The organism is Flavobacterium sp. CFS9 (genome assembly GCF_041154745.1).
Taxonomy (GTDB): domain Bacteria; phylum Bacteroidota; class Bacteroidia; order Flavobacteriales; family Flavobacteriaceae; genus Flavobacterium.
In genome coordinates this window covers 2,925,042-2,941,817 of sequence record NZ_AP031573.1, presented here as the reverse complement: position 1 = coordinate 2,941,817, position 16,776 = coordinate 2,925,042, and the positions used below count along the sequence as shown (strand labels likewise).

Genomic DNA, 16,776 nt, shown 5'->3' with positions numbered 1-16,776 from the left:
ATGTCAGCCTTTGCTCAAAAATCAAAATCAGCTCCTTCCGGTATATCTGCCTTTAACTCCAGGCGGGGTGACGATTTTTTTGGTGTACAGGCAAAACTCAACATTGGAAAATCGAATGACAAATACGAAGTTGAAGCTGACAGAGCAGCGGATCAAATCATCGCTAAAACTGCTAAAAATAATCATGAAAATTTCTTTAGTCCGTCAACGATAGTTCAGAACAAATCAGATGAGATACAGAAAAAAGAAGAAAGTCTTTCTCAAAAATCAATAGCAGAAAGCCTTTCCCCTGTAATTCAGCTTAAAGAAAAAAAAGAAACTGCTCATGTGGAAAAAAACACTGTAAAAGAAAAGGTTCAACATAAAACAGACGCTACTCCTACTAAAATAAATAAAACCTCCGAAAACAATTTCTTCCCGAAACCGGTTATTCAGCAAAAGAAAAGCGAAGAAGAAATTCAGACCAAAGAGAAAGAAGAAATTCAGACCAAAGAAGGCGAAAAAGAACTTCAGATGAACGCGGCTGCTGATGCCAATCCTGTCGACGATTCGAATCTCGAGCACCATTTAAACCGCAGCAGAGGTGGTGGTTCTCCTCTTTCTGAAAACACCAGAACAGAGATGGAATCCAGTTTTGGAGCTGACTTTAGCAGTGTAAAAATTCATAACGACTCCAGCGCTGTTCAGATGAACAAACAACTGGGCTCGCAGGCCTTTGCGAGCGGCAATGACATTTATTTTAACCAAGGCAAATACAATCCTGATTCAACAGCCGGCAAACATCTTTTGGCACACGAGTTGACACATACCATACAGCAAGGCGCCTCAAAAAATATCCAGACAAAAAAGTTTCCAACACTAAACTACTTAGGACAAAACTTTGGAGTCCTGCAAAAATCCTCATCAGACCATCAGGAAAACATTAACAACTTTTACCGGACGGGAGATGCATCGGTTATTCAGCAATTTAACCCGTTTGACCTGACAGATTCTTTAACCGATCTCTCTCAATACCTAAATATCTCTTTACCCGAAGGCCCTATAGAAGCTTTGGAGCTTTTAATTTCCACAATGGAAAATGATAATGTAAGACTTGTTTTTTCTCTTGTTCCCGGTTACTATGGTGCTCTTTTTGCACTAAAAAGCGCCCTTCAGGTGATAAAAGCAATAGAATATATCCTTGAAAACAAAGAAAAAATCATTCAGGAAATTATGTCTTATATTGAAGGAAAACTAGATGAGGTTCAGGGTACTGTTCGGGAAAAGCTCGAGGAAGTCATGGGAGTACTAGACGACAGACATTTTTCTATTATCTGGAATGTTCATATGCTTCCAATGCTGGTACACCTAAAAGACAATTGGCAAGAAACCATAACCAATACATTTTGGGAACAAATTTGGCCTTTTGGAGGCTTAACCTCTGTTTTAGATCCTGAACCTGTTGGACTGGGTAAAAACCTTGCTGCAATCTGGACTCATATCTCCGGTGCTTTTACTAATTTAAAAAATGTAGAATTAAGCAGTGCACTTGATGATATACTAATGATCGGAAAAGAGCTGACTGCCCTGGCTAACCGATTCTATGGCTGGGTCGCCATCTATATTATTGCCTCCGAAACTATTATAGGTGCAGGAGGAATTGGCGCTATTACAGGCGGTACGGGAACCCTTGCCGGTGCAGCAGTAGGATTTGGAGCTGGTGTAGCCTCAGCAGGAAGTATTGGAATGGTACTCTTGGGGGCAACTCTGGGTTTTGATTTGGCTATTATTCTAAAAAGTATTGCCAGCCTTAATGATATTGACAGCATGCTGGTCAACGAAGACAAAATGAGAGAAAATAATATCTATTATGGCAGAATTGCTCAAAGTACAATATCAACAGCTTTACTACTGGCATTTTTAGGTTTAGCCTATATAGCGGGCGAAATTGCCAGTGCCTTTGTGGCCAGAATTTCAAGATTTCTTCCTAAAGGACTTCTGGAAATTCTTGAACATGTCAAGACCGGCATGAGAGGTGAAAAACCAGGCAGTGCAAACTCAGATCCTCCTAACGTAAGAGAAACTCCTCCTGAATTAAATGCTGAAATTAATACGCTAAGAGAAAAAATCAATAACCCTGAAAATATTCGCAGGGTCGGTGATTCCGAACTTGCTTCAAAATACGATGTGGAAGTTTCTGTTGGTGAACATGTCTACAGAAGACGAATTTTGGATGGTAAATGGTGTCGTTTCTCAACACCTGTCTGTGGTTTAGAAATAGAGGGAGTCAATGCAAAAATTGATGAAAATTTACCGGATCCTATACTGGATGTTCCTGTTGAGATTCAGGTAGGCGAACAGTTAACCGTTCCGATTCAGGGAGCCAGAAGAGCTCAGGTCGTATCGATCAGAAGAGAAGTCATTGGTGGCAGAGAATTTACAATGTATGAATTAAGAATTGCAAAAGATTCGAGAACAGGCTTTGATAACGGATCGACAGTGAGAGTGACTGATGTTACTTTAAGAGAATGGTTCGCCGAAGGGAGAGCTATTCGATGGACTCAGGAAAGAGCCCGTTTAATGAGAACCAGACCTGATTATGAGAAAGGTTTGGTCGATAGGGTATGGGAAGCTTCAAAAGGGCCTGACGGCAAGGTTAGAGATCCTCATAATTCTGAAATTGAACTTCATTGGGACAAAAACAAAAACAGATTCGATCAATGGCATATGGGACATAAACCGGGGCATGAATATTCTAAACTTGTGGATCGGTATGTAGAAGGTCAAATTTCCTGGGATCAGTTTATAGCAGAGTACAATAATCCTAATTTTTATCATGCTGAAGACCCTGTCGGAAATATGGGACATGGCCATGAAATTCGTTAAATTATGGAAGAAACAAAGAAAATATATTTTAGCATAAAAGAGAATAATCTGACGGAACTAGATCGTTTGCTTAAAAAGCAAAAAGATTTTTTTTCGGTAAAACCCTACGATCAAAGCCTCTTAACGCATGCCTGTTTTGAAAACAACATTGAAATTGCAGAATACCTCATTAAAAAAGGGTTTGATGTAAACGAAAAAGATCTTAATGGTTACGCTCCGCTTCACGCGTGTGCTGAATATAATTTTGCCTTTTTAGCCGAATTGTTACTCAAAAACGGAGCAAATCCGGACATAAAGGATAGGTTTGGAAACACACCGCTTATGAAAGCAACTTTACATTGGGATAAAAATATGGAAGTTATAAAAGTATTATTAAACCATAGCAGCAATACAGACGAAAAAAACAACTTTGGCAGCAGTCCCGGAAGTTTAGCTGATAAAATGGAAGCAAATTCATTAATCAACCTGTTCAATCTCAAAAAAAAATAAACAATACAACCTATTATATCATCTAAAAGTCATTAACAAAAGAAACGAAGTCTTATTATTTTATTATAAACTAAAAATATTTGAACTAATTATGACTGCTTTTACTAAAAAATCTGCTCATTCCCAGAATCATGCTGCTTCAGCAAATGAGAAGGGTAATGATGCTTTTTTTGGTGTACAGGCAAAACTCAGCATCGGCAAATCAAATGATAAATATGAAGCAGAAGCCGACAAAGCTGCAGATCAGATAGTCGCTAAGGCTCCTAAAAATAATCCTGAACCGTTTTTCAGCCCATCACCCATAGTTCAAAATAAATTAGAGGAGGTACAAAAAAAGGAGGAAGCCGCTCCCCAAAAATCAATAGCTGAAAACATCTCTCCTGTTGTTCAGCTAAAACCTGAAACAGAAGAAAAAGAAACTGTCGTACAGGAAAAAGCAACTACAGAAGAAGCTATTCCGACTAAAACTGAAATACAAAAAAAAGAAACTGCCAAAACTACTGAAAATGTACTGACCCCAAAACCGGTTGTTCAGGCTAAAAAAGCCGAAGAAGAAGTTCAAACTAAAGAAGAAGAAGAAGAGGAAATCCAATCCAAAGAAGACGAAAAAGAACTTCAGATGAGTGCCAGTGCCGATGCTAATCCTTCTGATGATTCGAATTTGGAAGACAATTTAAGCCGTAGTAAAGGCGGCGGCTCACCACTTTCTGAAAACATCAGAACAGAGATGGAATCCGGTTTCGGGGCTGATTTTGGCAAGGTAAAAGTCCACAACGATTCAAATGCCGTTCAAATGAACAAAGAATTAGGATCCCAGGCATTTGCAAGCGGAAATAACATTTACTTTAACGAAGGTAAATACAATACCAATTCAACCGCCGGAAAGCATCTTTTAGCACACGAGTTGACACACACCTTACAGCAAGGTGCCAGTACCGTCCAGCCTAAAATGATTCAGAAAACGCCAACTGCCACAACTCCGGTTGCTACAGCATCAGCCAGTAGTGAACGTATTTCTTTGCAGACCCCAACATTTACGCCACCAGAAGCAATTGCCACTCAGATTGAAGCGGCGGGAAGCAGAGGCGCTGAGGTCGATGTGACCTTTGGTCAATGGGCGTCAGGCACAATCAAAATGAAAAAAAATACAGACGGCACCTACAATACAAAAGACAATAGACAAAGCATAAATCTTAATATTAGCTATTTAAGTCCGCTTACAAGTATAAATATTACCCCGGTTTTAGCCATTCAAATAGATAATAATAACATAAATGGTTATATTACCGTAAAAACAGGAGATCGGTTAGTTGGAAACCCGGCCGGACTGATTAATGCCATTAAAGACAATAGCGAAGCTTTTGGTTGGATTGGAATTGATGTAACAAGTGTTCCAAACGTGCAAAACAGCATTGAAGGCGGAAATCTGACGTTAACCGCAAATGGAATTCCTGTTCAACTGGGAGGGTTTGTGAATGCAACTCTTGACTTTGGAATTCAGGGCGAAGCTATCACATTTAGAGCCAGTGGAAGTATTGAAGTTCCAAACCTGGATCCAACTCAAATTACAATTGAACGTAATGCCGAAGGAAATATAACCGGTGAAATTGATTTGGCTGTAAATATGGCCAATTTTAACGGTAGCATCCACGCTGCTTTTTTAAATGGAACCTTTGACATTAGAGGTACTGTAGGCTATCAAACCGAAAAAATAAGTGGTCAGGTCACTTTGTTAGTGACTGATGCGGCAACAGCCAGAAATGCTGCTTTAAGCCAGCTCGATCCTGCTCAAATTGATGAAAGTGCGAGAGAAACAAATGGAATTCCTGAAGCAAACAGTGGACCAACACCTGGCCCCAGAGCTATGGCAGGCTGGGGTGAAGTTGATTTTAGCTTTACCGAATGGATGACAGGCAGAGCGATGGTTATTATTGATAATGAAGGTCATGTTACTATTCATGGAGAAATAACGCCACCTGCCGAAGTAGAATTATTTGCCCAACGAGATTATATTAGAGAAATCTTTACGGTTGAAGTCCGTACCATGTATGGAGTTCCGTTAGTCGGTAATGTTTTCTTGTTTGCTAATATTGGTTTAGAAGCTTTGGCTAAAATTGGTCCGGCTAAAATTTATAACATCAGAGCTGTGGGAACCTATTCTACGGATCCTGCGGTATTTAATGATTTCAGTCTTTCCGCCTCTTTCAACATGTCCATGTTTGCTGGACTGCGACTACGAGCAGAAGGAGGACTAGGGGTTGAATTACTGGGACATGATATAAAAGTAGGTGTTGGCGTTAATGCATTAGCCGGAATTAGAGGATATGTTGATGCCACACCAACGATAGGTTACAGAGAAACGGCATCTCCTGAAGCCGGAAGACAAGGAGAGTTTTACATACATGGACATGCCGAAATGGCGGCACAGCCTTTCTTAGCATTAGGCGGTGATCTTTTTGTCGAACTAGACAGTCCGTGGTGGTCTCCCGCGCCAGATGATAAATGGACCTGGCCTTTAGGTGAATTAGAATATCCTTTGCCGGGAGAGTTTGGTATTGGCGCTGATGTAGATTACGTTTTAGGTTCTGACGAATTACCTGAAGTTGAATTCGCACCCGTTGATTTTAACTCAGATAAATTCATGACCGATTTAATGAATGACCACGTCCCTCCTGCTCAATCCACAGATACAGAGCACCCGGCAGAATTCCAGGAAGGAGCAGCCGGAGGAGAAGGAAGTGCGACTCCTCAGGTCACAGACTCAACAGGAAACCCTAATGCCGGAACAACCGGAACGCCGCCAGGGGCAGATGCTCCGCCTAATCCACCAACACCCGAAGTTCTGGCACATTGGGGTGATGGATTACAAGCATTACGAGCCTTGGCTACTACATCAGAAAACCACCCTTTAACACAAGCTCAAATTACAGCCGAATTAAACCCAATCAGAACCAGACATCATTTCACTCATTTAACAGCAAGAAGAAACGGCGAAAATTGGAATATTGATGCAGAAATGCCAAATATCAACAATCACAATACCCCAATTTTAGTAAAAGGAATAAGAGGGGCTGGTGAAGAAGAAAATGGAGAAGTGAATGGAGAAACTAATGCAGTAAAAGGTGAGATACTACAAATAGAAAGACCTTTTGATGAGACGGACGGAGACAGACACACTTTGCGATTTAGAGACAATCATAATGCGATTCAGCTAATGGTTCATAGTGATCCTAAAGATATCTTTGAATATTTACATTCTGATGAAGTCGATCAAAACGATAGTACCGTAAGAGATGCTATAAGACTGGCCACAGAAATAAGAACTATGGCAAATAATGCTGCAAATACTAGTGGCGTCATTCCTAACCTCAACTCAAAAATGAGAGAACTCAGTGAGATGATGAGTCATATCAGAGGTAATCTTAGAAGATATTTACCTGCAAATCCGGTATATAATTACCAGCCACAAGGCAACAAAGCACATAAGGCAGAGGTAACTTTACTATCCGCAAACAGATCGGGTGGTACAGAGCCCGGAGGTTCATTTGTACAAGGCTGGGAAGCCATTCAAACCGGAGGTCTCACGAGAGGTGCCGGTCATTGGAAAAGACTCCATCTTATCAATCAGGGTTTTGGAGGATTTGGAATTCCTGAAAATCTAACTCCGGGAACAACATCAAACAATTCTTCTTACGATAATAGATTTGATGACCCTGTAAAAAACTTAATAGGAAGTCGCCCCAATGATCCGACAAAACAAGGTGTAGTAAAAATTGTTGCTGAAGTAGACAGTTATTACAGCGGACTATTTCCGGCTAATGTTAGTGCTCCCTTAGGCGGACCTTTAGACGTTAAAGATCCTGCTAACAGAGTCACAAGAGATAATTACGCTCAGCATATAAAATTTGAAGCCTGGGAGTACAATTACGTCAATAGAAGCTGGGAATTAGGAAATAAATTTGTGGATGCCGGTTTGGATATTGATTTGCCCGATTGGAATTCAGTTAACCCTCCTGTAATCGGAGTGGGTACCAGAAGTGAAATTGTACGGGCCTACAACTCTCTCCAACCAAGAGATAAATATAGAGTTGACTCACAACTTAGCTCATCATTTGAAAGTATTCTAACGGATACCGTAATGGATATAATAAGAAGCAGAACATACAGTAATGTTACTGATTTTAGAAATGCTATAACAGCTGAAGTAAGTGCTCCATCAACTCCGTCAGGTCGCAGAACACCAGAAACCATAACCAGATTAAATGAAGTAAAAAACATCATCCCAATTATGGTCAATGCTAATGTATTAAAATTCTAAACCATGGAAAATATACTTCTTGAAATAAAAGAACTTTCTGACTTAATGCTAAAGAAGGATCACTCTCATACTGTAAAACTAAGTCCTCCTCTGGCCGACAGTAAATTAAAAAAACTGGCTGCTGAAGTAAATCTAAACGACTCTTTATTATCATTTTATAAAACTACAAATGGGCTTTTTATATCATGGTTTTCTGATGTTGATATTTTGTGTTTTGGTAAACTTAATATTCCCAAATTAGAAACATTGTCCGATTATTTGACAAAAGTAGAGAAGACAGACCTAAAAGAATATTCAACCTTCATACAAAAAGGATACATCCCTTTTGATGTCGACATCATTAACAAATTTGTAACTTTCATAAAGCCAATAAAGGAAAACTACGAAATCATAAGAATGAGCCCCGATTTTAACGAAGTTACCTTAAATTGTACTTTAGAATCTTACCTGAATTTAGGAATTAAGACAGGTGGACTTTACCACTGGCAGAATTATATCTCAAAGGAGGTTTTCAATCACTTCACCAAATACAATAATGATTTCTTTTACTACTTAGTCAACACAAAGTTGAAACCTGAGATACTTGAGTCGTTCTTTAGTGATTCAGACACCAAAACAAAATCATTCCCTTCTATTGGAGGTGCTAAATTTAAAATACCTGAAAATCACAAAATTACAATACATAAAGAAAACCTTGGATGCTCCAACATTGAAATTAGAAGAGCCGAAATCGCAATAAAAGACAAACTAAACTCCAATTTTGTTTTATATCATTATCGAAGAAACGGCCTCGAAATTAGCTGGCAATCTGAAACCTGCTTCGCCAATTTTCAAATGCTGCCAATTGAAACCATTTTTGGAGGAGTTCTTCATGCTCAGGAAAGAATTTGGGAGAATAACTACTTTAAGTTCATTAATGCGGATAAAAGTTTTGAAAAAAAACTGAGTAAGTTTTATCCTTTAATAATTGAAGAGACCGGAGATACTGTTTTCTCTGTTGAAAATGAAAAAATTAGTCTTTATATTATTTCTTCTTCTTTTGAACCTCAAAAAATAAACCTTTCTTTCGAGGCATTCATAGAAAAACTATACAGTTGTGGAGGGATTAGCGGATGGCAAAACTTATTTATTGATGAATACACTGAAAAAAATCCCTTGTATAAAGATATTTTAAAAGGAATCGAACACTGTTTTCCTGCTCTTAATCTAATCGATTTTCTTAAAAATTAAAAAAATAAAGTCCTGCTTATAAATTCAATAACAATAGTCAAAACAAAAAGACCATGGAACTTATACTTCAGTTTCTTAAAACCCAATTTCAATTTCAGCTTGATACCCTTTTTCAAGCCGAAAACCCAACTGCAAAACCTGTTTTAATTCAACTGGATTCCAACGGGTTTATCAACGAATTTATCCTTGAAAATAACCTCACCCAAACGGATACACTCTTATTGGGATTAGCTCTTGTTCACCATATCAAACCTGATTTTTTAAGTTCGATTATTGCAGAATATTTACCCAACGGAGGAGAATTACCCGAATTTGGAGGTGTAAAGTCAAAAAACCACCGCGGTATTTTACCAACAGGCGAGACGGCTCAGTTTCTAATAGCCGGAAATGATCTTGACGCCCGAATTTCTTTCTATAACTACCTGCACAATCAGTCCTTTCTTTATCAAAAAAGAATCATTAAAATAGAATCTGTTCCAAATGGCGAACCTAAACTAAGCGGTTTACTGATTCTTGAAGACGAATACATCGAGAAATTCATCACCGGAAAAATCCTTAAACCTCAGCTTAGCAGCATTTTTCCTGCTCAGCTCATTGAAACCGCGCTAGACTGGGACGATCTGGTACTCAATTCTTCCACTTTAAATCAAATTAAAGAAATTGAAACCTGGCTTAAATTTAATGAGATTCTGCTACACGAATGGAACATGAAAGCCACTATTAAACCAGGCTTCAGAGTAATGTTTTATGGTGCACCCGGAACAGGAAAAACCCTTACAGCTTCACTTCTTGGAAAATATACACAGAGAGATGTTTATAGAATTGACTTGTCTATGGTTATTTCGAAATACATTGGCGAAACCGAAAAAAATCTGTCCTCTCTTTTTGACAAAGCAGCCGATAAAGACTGGATTCTCTTTTTTGACGAAGCCGATGCCGTTTTCGGAAAAAGAACCAATGTAAGAGATGCTCATGATAAATACGCCAATCAGGAAGTTTCATACCTGTTGCAGCGTATCGAGAATCATCCCGGTTTAGTTATTCTGGCTTCTAATTTTAAAACCAATATTGACACAGCCTTTACCCGAAGATTTCAATCTATCATCGAATTCGAAGTACCTTCTTCCCGTGAACGTTTACAGCTTTGGGAGAACAATCTGCCCAAAGGAATCAAAATTGCTGAAGATGTTAACCTCAACGAAATTTCAAAAAAATACGAGATTACTGGTGCTAATATTGTCAACATTATTCAATATGCCTGTCTCCGAACATTAGAAGATCAAAACGAAAACATTAATCTTCACCATCTTCTTCAAGGCATTAAAAAAGAATATGTCAAAGAAGGGAAAATGATGTAATCTAACCTTCTCTCTTTACGAAATAAATTATTAATCTATTAATTAAGCCAGTCACTCACCAGTTTCCGGTAAGTTTCCCCAATAGGAAGCTGTTCCCCGCTGGTTAACTGTATTTGGTTTCCCTCAATCACTTTTATTTTTCTTTTTGGAATGATATACGAACGATGTATACGAACAAATTGATTTAGGGGAAGTTTTTCGAGTATATCTTTCATGTTTTCCAAAACCATAATTTTTTCGCCTTTGGTGTGAATCCTGATGTAGTCTTTGAGTCCTTCAATGTAAAGAATATTTTCGGTAGCTATTTTATGATGCTTTCTGTCGGCTTTTACAAACAGAAAATCATCGGTTTGCTGGTTTTGCATGGTTTCCTGCCAACGGATAAATTTCTCAACACTCTGATAAAAACGATTAAAAACAATTGGCTTGAGTAAATAATCTATAACGTGAAACTGAAAAACATCCAAAGCATAATCCGGATAGGCAGATGTGATGATAAAATTGTGCTTCTGATTGAACATTTGCATCAACTCAATCCCAGTTAATTGTGGCATCTGAATGTCGATAAACACCAAATCAACCACTTCATTGTTTAAGATTTCAATGGCTTTAAAAACATCTGAATCGGCATATAAAACATTTAATCTCGGTACTTTAGAAGCATAATCAGCCATTAGTTTTACTGCAAACGGTTCGTCGTCTAATATGATACAATTTATTTTTTTCATTTTAATTCTATTTCAAGTTCAGCTGTAAACTGGTTGTTTTGATTGACTACTTTTATCTGATGTTTCTGCGGATAATGAATTTCCAGTCTCATTTTCAAATTACTTAATCCAATACCCCCCAACTTGTCTTTCTTTTGCACCGCAATATCATTGACTACTTTAAAATTAAGCTTCTTATCTTTTAAGCGTAACTCAATTACAATTGGTTTTTCATTGGAGGTTACACCATGTTTTAAAGCATTTTCAATTAAAGGCGACAGAATATAAGGCGGAATTTCTTCAGAAATATTTTGAGTTTCAATTCTGAAATCAATAAAAGCGTTTTCCTGATGTCTTAATTGCTCAAGCTCAATATAAGCTTTTATATAATCGATTTCATCTGCCAGTTTTATCTTTTCTTTTTGAGATTCATAGGTGGTAAAACGCATGATCTGGCTTAATTTTTCGATTGCCATCAATGATTTATCAGATTGAAAATACACCATCGAATAGATATTATTCAGGGTATTAAAAATAAAATGCGGATTGATTTGCGCTTTCAGAAATTTAATCTCGGTGTTTTTACTTTCTTCCAGAATAACCTGGTTGTACTCCAGCAAACGAATAAAATAAATCACAAACCAAAGCAGTGAACTTAAAATGACTGACATACTGCTATAGTGCAGATTGTCTTCCATATAATTAAAGAAGGTTGGATTGATATAATTAATTCTATGAAATAAAACGTCACTTATCTCCTGCTCCAACAGCCATCGCAAGGCTGTAAAAAACAAGTATGAAACCAATACTCCTGCAAAAAATCTCTTCCATTGAAAGGATTTAAAAACCAGTTTCATCACCACAAAATAATGAAAATAGAAGGTTAGTACAAACACAATCATATACGTAGACAGGAACAGATCCGGAGTGTAGTTTTTGGCCTGGATTAGATTTTTGACAAAGGTGAAATACCCCATCAAAAGCCAATATATGAGATGAATGAATACTTCTACTTTTTTGGATAAGGTTCCTTTATACATCTTTTTGTTTTTTTTTCAAAGATATGCATTCATCAAAAAGTCCAAAACAGGGTTTGTAGATTAATGACGGGGGTTTGTCGATAAAAGTAGTTTAGGGTCTTTTTTCGGCGCAGTTTTGCAGGGTAATTAATTTAAAAACCATGAAAAATAGTAGCCTTTTAGTACTTGTCTTTTTATTTCAAACCTTTTCTTTTGCTCAACAATATGAACTTAAGGGAAAAGTGATCAACCAAAATAAATCAGCTGTTGAATTCATCATCGGCAGTTTGTTCAACCCTCAAAAGGCTTTAGCCGCTCAGGCTTCAACCGACAGTTTAGGAAGTTTTGTTGTGAAAGTTCCAAAAGGGAATTACCGTTTGGTACTGGAACAATTTGGTACCGAATATATGAACCGCGAAATTACAATTGATCACAATATAGATCTGGGTATCATTGAAATTAAGGAATCGGTACAATTGGAGGGAGTTACGCTGCAATCAAGAAAAAAACTGATCGAACAAAAAGTGGACCGACTTGTTTTTAATGTCGAAAACTCTGTAACGGCAACTGGAGGAACGGCTTTAGATGCTTTAAAAGCGACACCAACTGTAAGGGTTCAAAATGAGGTTGTTTCGATTGTAGGTAAAGGTGAAATTTTAGTGATGATTGACGATCGCTTGCAAAGAATGCCTCAGGAAGATCTGGCAGCATTCCTGAAATCAATTCCGTCTGACAATATTAAAAGCATTGAAGTGATTACCACACCTCCGGCAAAATATGATGCGGAAGGCAACAGCGGTCTTATTAATATTAAACTGAAAACGGCAAAAGCAAACTCGTGGAATGCTAATGTTGGGACTTCATACACTCAAAAAACATACGCAGGCGGCAATGTGAACGGATTGTTTACGTACAATCATGATAGACTTTCTGCTCAGGCTTCGGTAAGCAAAGGAAAACAAAAATTACTGACGACTTCTGAAAGTACTATTTTTTACAAGGACCAAACCTGGAAACAGGAAGTTCAAAACAAATCGACAGCAGATGTTTTAAGCTTAGGTCTTGGTCTTGATTATAAAGTAACCGAAAAATGGAGCACCGGACTTAAATACCTTGGCAGTTTTACAGATAAAGTAAATGCAAACAATCCTTTTACCACTATTTATGATAATACCAACGGAATGGCGGATTCTTATATTACTTCGAATGCCAATGCTAAAAATAATCCAAAAATGAATGCCGTTAACTTTCATAATTCGGTTGCATTAGACAGTTTAGGAAAAAACATTTCGATGGACTTGGATTATTTCGATTACAATAAAAAAGATTATCGTTTCTTTTCTGGAAATGAACTGGACAGTAATCAAAGCACTATTCCCGGAGGTTTCTTTTCTTCGACAAATTCAAATGTCAATGCCATCAAAAATTACTCGGCCAATATTGACGTTTCTTTACCATACGACTGGGCAAATCTTAGTTTTGGAGCGAAAACTTTCCATACCAATACCAACAACAATCTGATCGTGTACGATAACGAAACAGGAGCTCCGGTTCTCAACACCAATCAGTCCAATGTTTTTAATTATAAAGAGTACAATCAGGCTTTGTATTTCTCCGGAAGCAAAAAAATAAATTCAAAATGGGAGACTCAAATTGGTTTACGAATCGAGGCAACACAAACCAAAGGGTATTCTGAAAATCTGAATCAAACCAACACTAACAATTACATCAAATTATTCCCAACGGCTTATCTGACTTATGTTCCAAACGAAAACAATTCTTTTTCGCTAAACTACAGCAGAAGAATCCGCAGACCCGATTTTGACTATCTGAATCCTTTTGTCATTAAAACAAATCCTTATTTTTATTCCGAAGGGAATCCGTATTTAAAGCCTTCATTAATTGATAATTTTGAATTTTCGTTTATCCGAAATCAGAAATGGGTAAATTCTGTTTACTTCTCTCAGGTTTCCGATTTTGGACAAGAATTATCGATTATTGATCCTGGTACCAACATCACCAGAAACACACCTTTAAACTATGCAAATACTTACCAAATTGGACTTTCGACTTCTTATAATTTCAATAAATGGTCGTGGTGGAACAGCTTTACCGGATTCAATTTAAACTATCAAAATGTAAAATCAAAAACAGACTTTATTCAGTCAATCGATGGATATAACGGATACCTTTACAGCAATAATGATTTTACCATCAACAGCAACAAAACCTTATTTCTTGGTTTAAATTATGGTTTACAGCTGCCTGGCCGTTATCAAATTTTTAATATCTCGACTTTGAATATTCTTGACATTTCGGTTAAGCTGTTAACGTTCAATAAAAATCTTTCGGTTACCATCATTGGCGAGGATTTACTGAACGCACAAAAACCATTAATTTCTTATGATTCCAACCATATTAAAACCAATGTAAAAAGCTATTCAGACACGAGAGGTTTCAGAATTTCATTGAGCTATAAATTCGGGAACCAAAATATCAAGTCAAAACAACGTGATTTTGGTAATGAAGAAGAAAGAAACAGAGCAAACTAATCGATCTTTTTAATGGAATACAAAGCTTCAGAGAAATCTGAGGCTTTTTTTGTTAGTTTAAATTTCGATTATCGAATCATACTTTCATACCATAAAAATCAATACCTTTTTGTTTTAAAGGATTAGTACTCCACTCCGACCATTTATTACTGTAAGGATCATAACCACACTTTAACGGTTTTGAGTACATATTATCAGGCTCTTCGATATAGGCACGACAATCTGTACAAATATGTCTAAACTCACAATCTTTGCAAACCGCTATTTGGTCTTTGGTAATATTCCAGTATTTTTTAAAGTTTTTGTGATGTAATGCTTTCTTTAACATTGTGTCTTTTATATTACCAAAACTTAATGACATTGAAGGACAATTTTTTATGTTACCCTCTTTATCGATAGAGAGTTTTTTGTTTAAGCAAGTGTTATAGTGCTGTGATTCGCTAAAAAGTTTAATGTTTGAATAGAAATATTCGTTATTTATTATTCCGCAATGTTTTTCATTCATTACATTTCTTTTTACCAGCGTTAAATAACCCATTTTTCGATTCAGGGAATTGTAACTTTTATCATATGGCGAATTAAAAATGATAATCGAATGTATTCTTCTATTTTCTAAAAGCATTTTATTTACTTCATCGAAATCAAAACTTTCACAATAGGGCACTATAAAGTCAATTGAAACAATTCGGGATTTTTCCTTCCTTACGGTTTCAACAATACCTTTTATACAGGCAAGACTCACATGTTTATAAAATCGTAGCTGAATATAAGAACATTTTAAGGTTTCAAATTGAGGAACCAGAGTATTAAAGTCATGAATAATGTCATCATAATCTATAATGATATTGGTTATAAGAGAAGGAGAATCCCAATGGGTACTCATTTTAGGAAATAAGTCCGGATTTGAGCTAAAAAAGATAAGTTTGTTAGCAATCAAAAAATCAAAATAGTCGTCAATTATTTCATCATATTGATGTTTAAAATCGTTTTTTATTTTTTCAATCGTTCTACCATTATAGGCTTCCAAAATATCATATAAACCATTTGGAATAAAATAAAAATTGTTATTCTTAGTGTCACAAATAATACTTCTGCTGCTTCCTTTGACAGGAATACAATCTGCAAAAAGAACAAAATTAGTGGGTTTCAAATTAGATTATTTTAGAGATGGGTTTGACGAAAGGTTTAGAAATATTCTTGGAGTTTTGGTAAGCCTGAATAGTAATCAGATTATTTTTAAGCCCCGTTTGTGGTTGAGTTTCTCTCTCCACTTTCGATTTTAAACCGTTAAAAATATTGATAGGCTTTTTATTTTTCATTCTTCAAAATATCTGCTAGTTTGCTCTCTAAGTAATAGTTACAGGCATTATTGATAAAACTTATCTGTCCTGTTGGGTTTATCTCAAGAAAGTAGTATTCATCTTTACCATACATCAGATCGGCCGAACCATAATTTAGATTGAATTTTTCAAAAACCTTTGCAAGTTTTTCTTCAATGTCGGCAGGCAATTTAAATGGAACCATTCTAATATTATCCATTTCTACAAATTTAGTTCTGATGTCTATGGCATGGTCAAAATTGTAAATCGCGGTAGAATAAAAGTTACCTTCTATGTAAATAACTCTAATTTCAAAATCGGCTATAATCCTTTCCTGAAAAAATGAGATCGTAAATTCATCAGGCGTTTTGTCCAGAATTTCAGCTGTTATTTGAAAAGTTACATTAAAATTATACAAAAACTCTTCGTCCTGATAATAAAGTATATCCAGGATTCTTTTTGAAATTATACCATTTTTAGTATCAAATGCAGCATAAAAATCTTTTAGTTTTTCTTTGCTTCCGCTAATTAAAGTATGCGGAATTTTGAGCCCTTGTGCTTTTGCTTCGAGCATCATATCAAGGCGATTGGTTTCAAAATCAGCTATTCTTTTTCCAATTTTTTTCACTGGCTTTTGTAACAAAAAGGCATCATTGAAAACTTCATAACATTTATTTTCGTAGTCGCTCTCCCCAGAATTGATGCCCCCACCATTAAACCAGATACTTTGAACTTCTTCTAATTCTATATTTTCTAAATAAGGCGTTTTTAAAATGTAAGAACTTTTTTCATTACTAAAATTCATGCTTTCAATCACAACTTTATCAGATTCTCCTATTCTTACAAAATCCTGATCCAAACAGTCTATCACATTGTTTACAAAATCATCTACATCTTTACTGTATATCAAAATCATATT

General features: G+C 36.5%; 10 protein-coding genes. 6 read left to right on the top strand and 4 right to left on the bottom strand.

Annotated elements, in window-relative coordinates:
- From ACAM30_RS12705 to ACAM30_RS12685, 5 genes are all read left to right on the top strand, one after another.
- On the top strand, nt 1-2,865 hold the full coding sequence (locus ACAM30_RS12705) for a DUF4157 domain-containing protein (protein WP_369615000.1): 2,865 nt from the start codon (nt 1-3) through the stop codon (nt 2,863-2,865).
- Nucleotides 2,866-2,868: 3 nt separating this feature from the next.
- Complete coding sequence (locus tag ACAM30_RS12700; protein WP_369614999.1) at nt 2,869-3,354, top strand: ankyrin repeat domain-containing protein; 486 nt, start codon at nt 2,869-2,871, stop codon at nt 3,352-3,354.
- A 91-nt stretch (nt 3,355-3,445) separates the two neighbouring features.
- Nucleotides 3,446-7,672 (top strand): DUF4157 domain-containing protein, encoded by a 4,227-nt coding sequence (locus tag ACAM30_RS12695; RefSeq protein WP_369614998.1) that lies wholly within the window; start codon nt 3,446-3,448, stop codon nt 7,670-7,672.
- 3 nt (nt 7,673-7,675) lie between these two features.
- Entirely contained in the window at nt 7,676-8,902 is a 1,227-nt protein-coding gene (locus tag ACAM30_RS12690; protein ID WP_369614997.1) for a hypothetical protein, read from the top strand.
- Between the two features lie 53 nt (nt 8,903-8,955).
- Nucleotides 8,956-10,260 (top strand): ATP-binding protein, encoded by a 1,305-nt coding sequence (locus ACAM30_RS12685; protein ID WP_369614996.1) that lies wholly within the window; start codon nt 8,956-8,958, stop codon nt 10,258-10,260.
- 38 nt (nt 10,261-10,298) lie between these two features.
- Here the strand turns inward: ACAM30_RS12685 and ACAM30_RS12680 are convergent, their stop codons facing one another.
- Together ACAM30_RS12680 and ACAM30_RS12675 are read right to left on the bottom strand one after the other, a co-directional pair.
- The gene (locus tag ACAM30_RS12680; RefSeq protein ID WP_369614995.1) at nt 10,299-10,988 is read right to left on the bottom strand and encodes a LytR/AlgR family response regulator transcription factor; all 690 of its coding nucleotides are present in this window, start codon (nt 10,986-10,988) and stop codon (nt 10,299-10,301) included.
- Entirely contained in the window at nt 10,985-12,007 is a 1,023-nt protein-coding gene (locus tag ACAM30_RS12675) for a sensor histidine kinase (protein WP_369614994.1), read from the bottom strand. The genes ACAM30_RS12680 and ACAM30_RS12675 overlap by 4 nt, the downstream gene beginning before the upstream one ends.
- A gap of 140 nt (nt 12,008-12,147) precedes the next feature.
- Between ACAM30_RS12675 and ACAM30_RS12670 the strand changes: the two genes are divergently transcribed.
- On the top strand, nt 12,148-14,538 hold the full coding sequence (locus tag ACAM30_RS12670; protein WP_369614993.1) for a TonB-dependent receptor: 2,391 nt from the start codon (nt 12,148-12,150) through the stop codon (nt 14,536-14,538).
- Nucleotides 14,539-14,614: 76 nt separating this feature from the next.
- Here ACAM30_RS12670 and gwsS read toward each other — a convergent pair whose 3' ends face one another.
- Together gwsS and ACAM30_RS12660 are read right to left on the bottom strand one after the other, a co-directional pair.
- Nucleotides 14,615-15,688 carry a grasp-with-spasm system SPASM domain peptide maturase gene (gene gwsS, locus ACAM30_RS12665; protein WP_369614992.1) on the bottom strand — a complete coding sequence of 358 codons (1,074 nt, stop codon included), beginning with the start codon at nt 15,686-15,688 and terminating at the stop codon, nt 14,615-14,617.
- 158 nt (nt 15,689-15,846) lie between these two features.
- Entirely contained in the window at nt 15,847-16,773 is a 927-nt protein-coding gene (locus tag ACAM30_RS12660) for a hypothetical protein (RefSeq protein ID WP_369614991.1), read from the bottom strand.
- Nucleotides 16,774-16,776 lie beyond the last annotated feature (3 nt).

Bases quoted from the DNA above. Each gene is read 5' to 3' on its own strand.
- ACAM30_RS12705 (WP_369615000.1), top strand. From the start codon at position 1: ATGTCAGCCTTTGCTCAAAAATCAAAATCAGCTCCTTCCGGTATATCT.
- ACAM30_RS12700 (WP_369614999.1), top strand. From the start codon at position 2,869: ATGGAAGAAACAAAGAAAATATATTTTAGCATAAAAGAGAATAATCTG.
- ACAM30_RS12695 (WP_369614998.1), top strand. From the start codon at position 3,446: ATGACTGCTTTTACTAAAAAATCTGCTCATTCCCAGAATCATGCTGCT.
- ACAM30_RS12690 (WP_369614997.1), top strand. From the start codon at position 7,676: ATGGAAAATATACTTCTTGAAATAAAAGAACTTTCTGACTTAATGCTA.
- ACAM30_RS12685 (WP_369614996.1), top strand. From the start codon at position 8,956: ATGGAACTTATACTTCAGTTTCTTAAAACCCAATTTCAATTTCAGCTT.
- ACAM30_RS12680 (WP_369614995.1), bottom strand. From the start codon at position 10,988: ATGAAAAAAATAAATTGTATCATATTAGACGACGAACCGTTTGCAGTA.
- ACAM30_RS12675 (WP_369614994.1), bottom strand. From the start codon at position 12,007: ATGTATAAAGGAACCTTATCCAAAAAAGTAGAAGTATTCATTCATCTC.
- ACAM30_RS12670 (WP_369614993.1), top strand. From the start codon at position 12,148: ATGAAAAATAGTAGCCTTTTAGTACTTGTCTTTTTATTTCAAACCTTT.
- ACAM30_RS12660 (WP_369614991.1), bottom strand. From the start codon at position 16,773: ATGATTTTGATATACAGTAAAGATGTAGATGATTTTGTAAACAATGTG.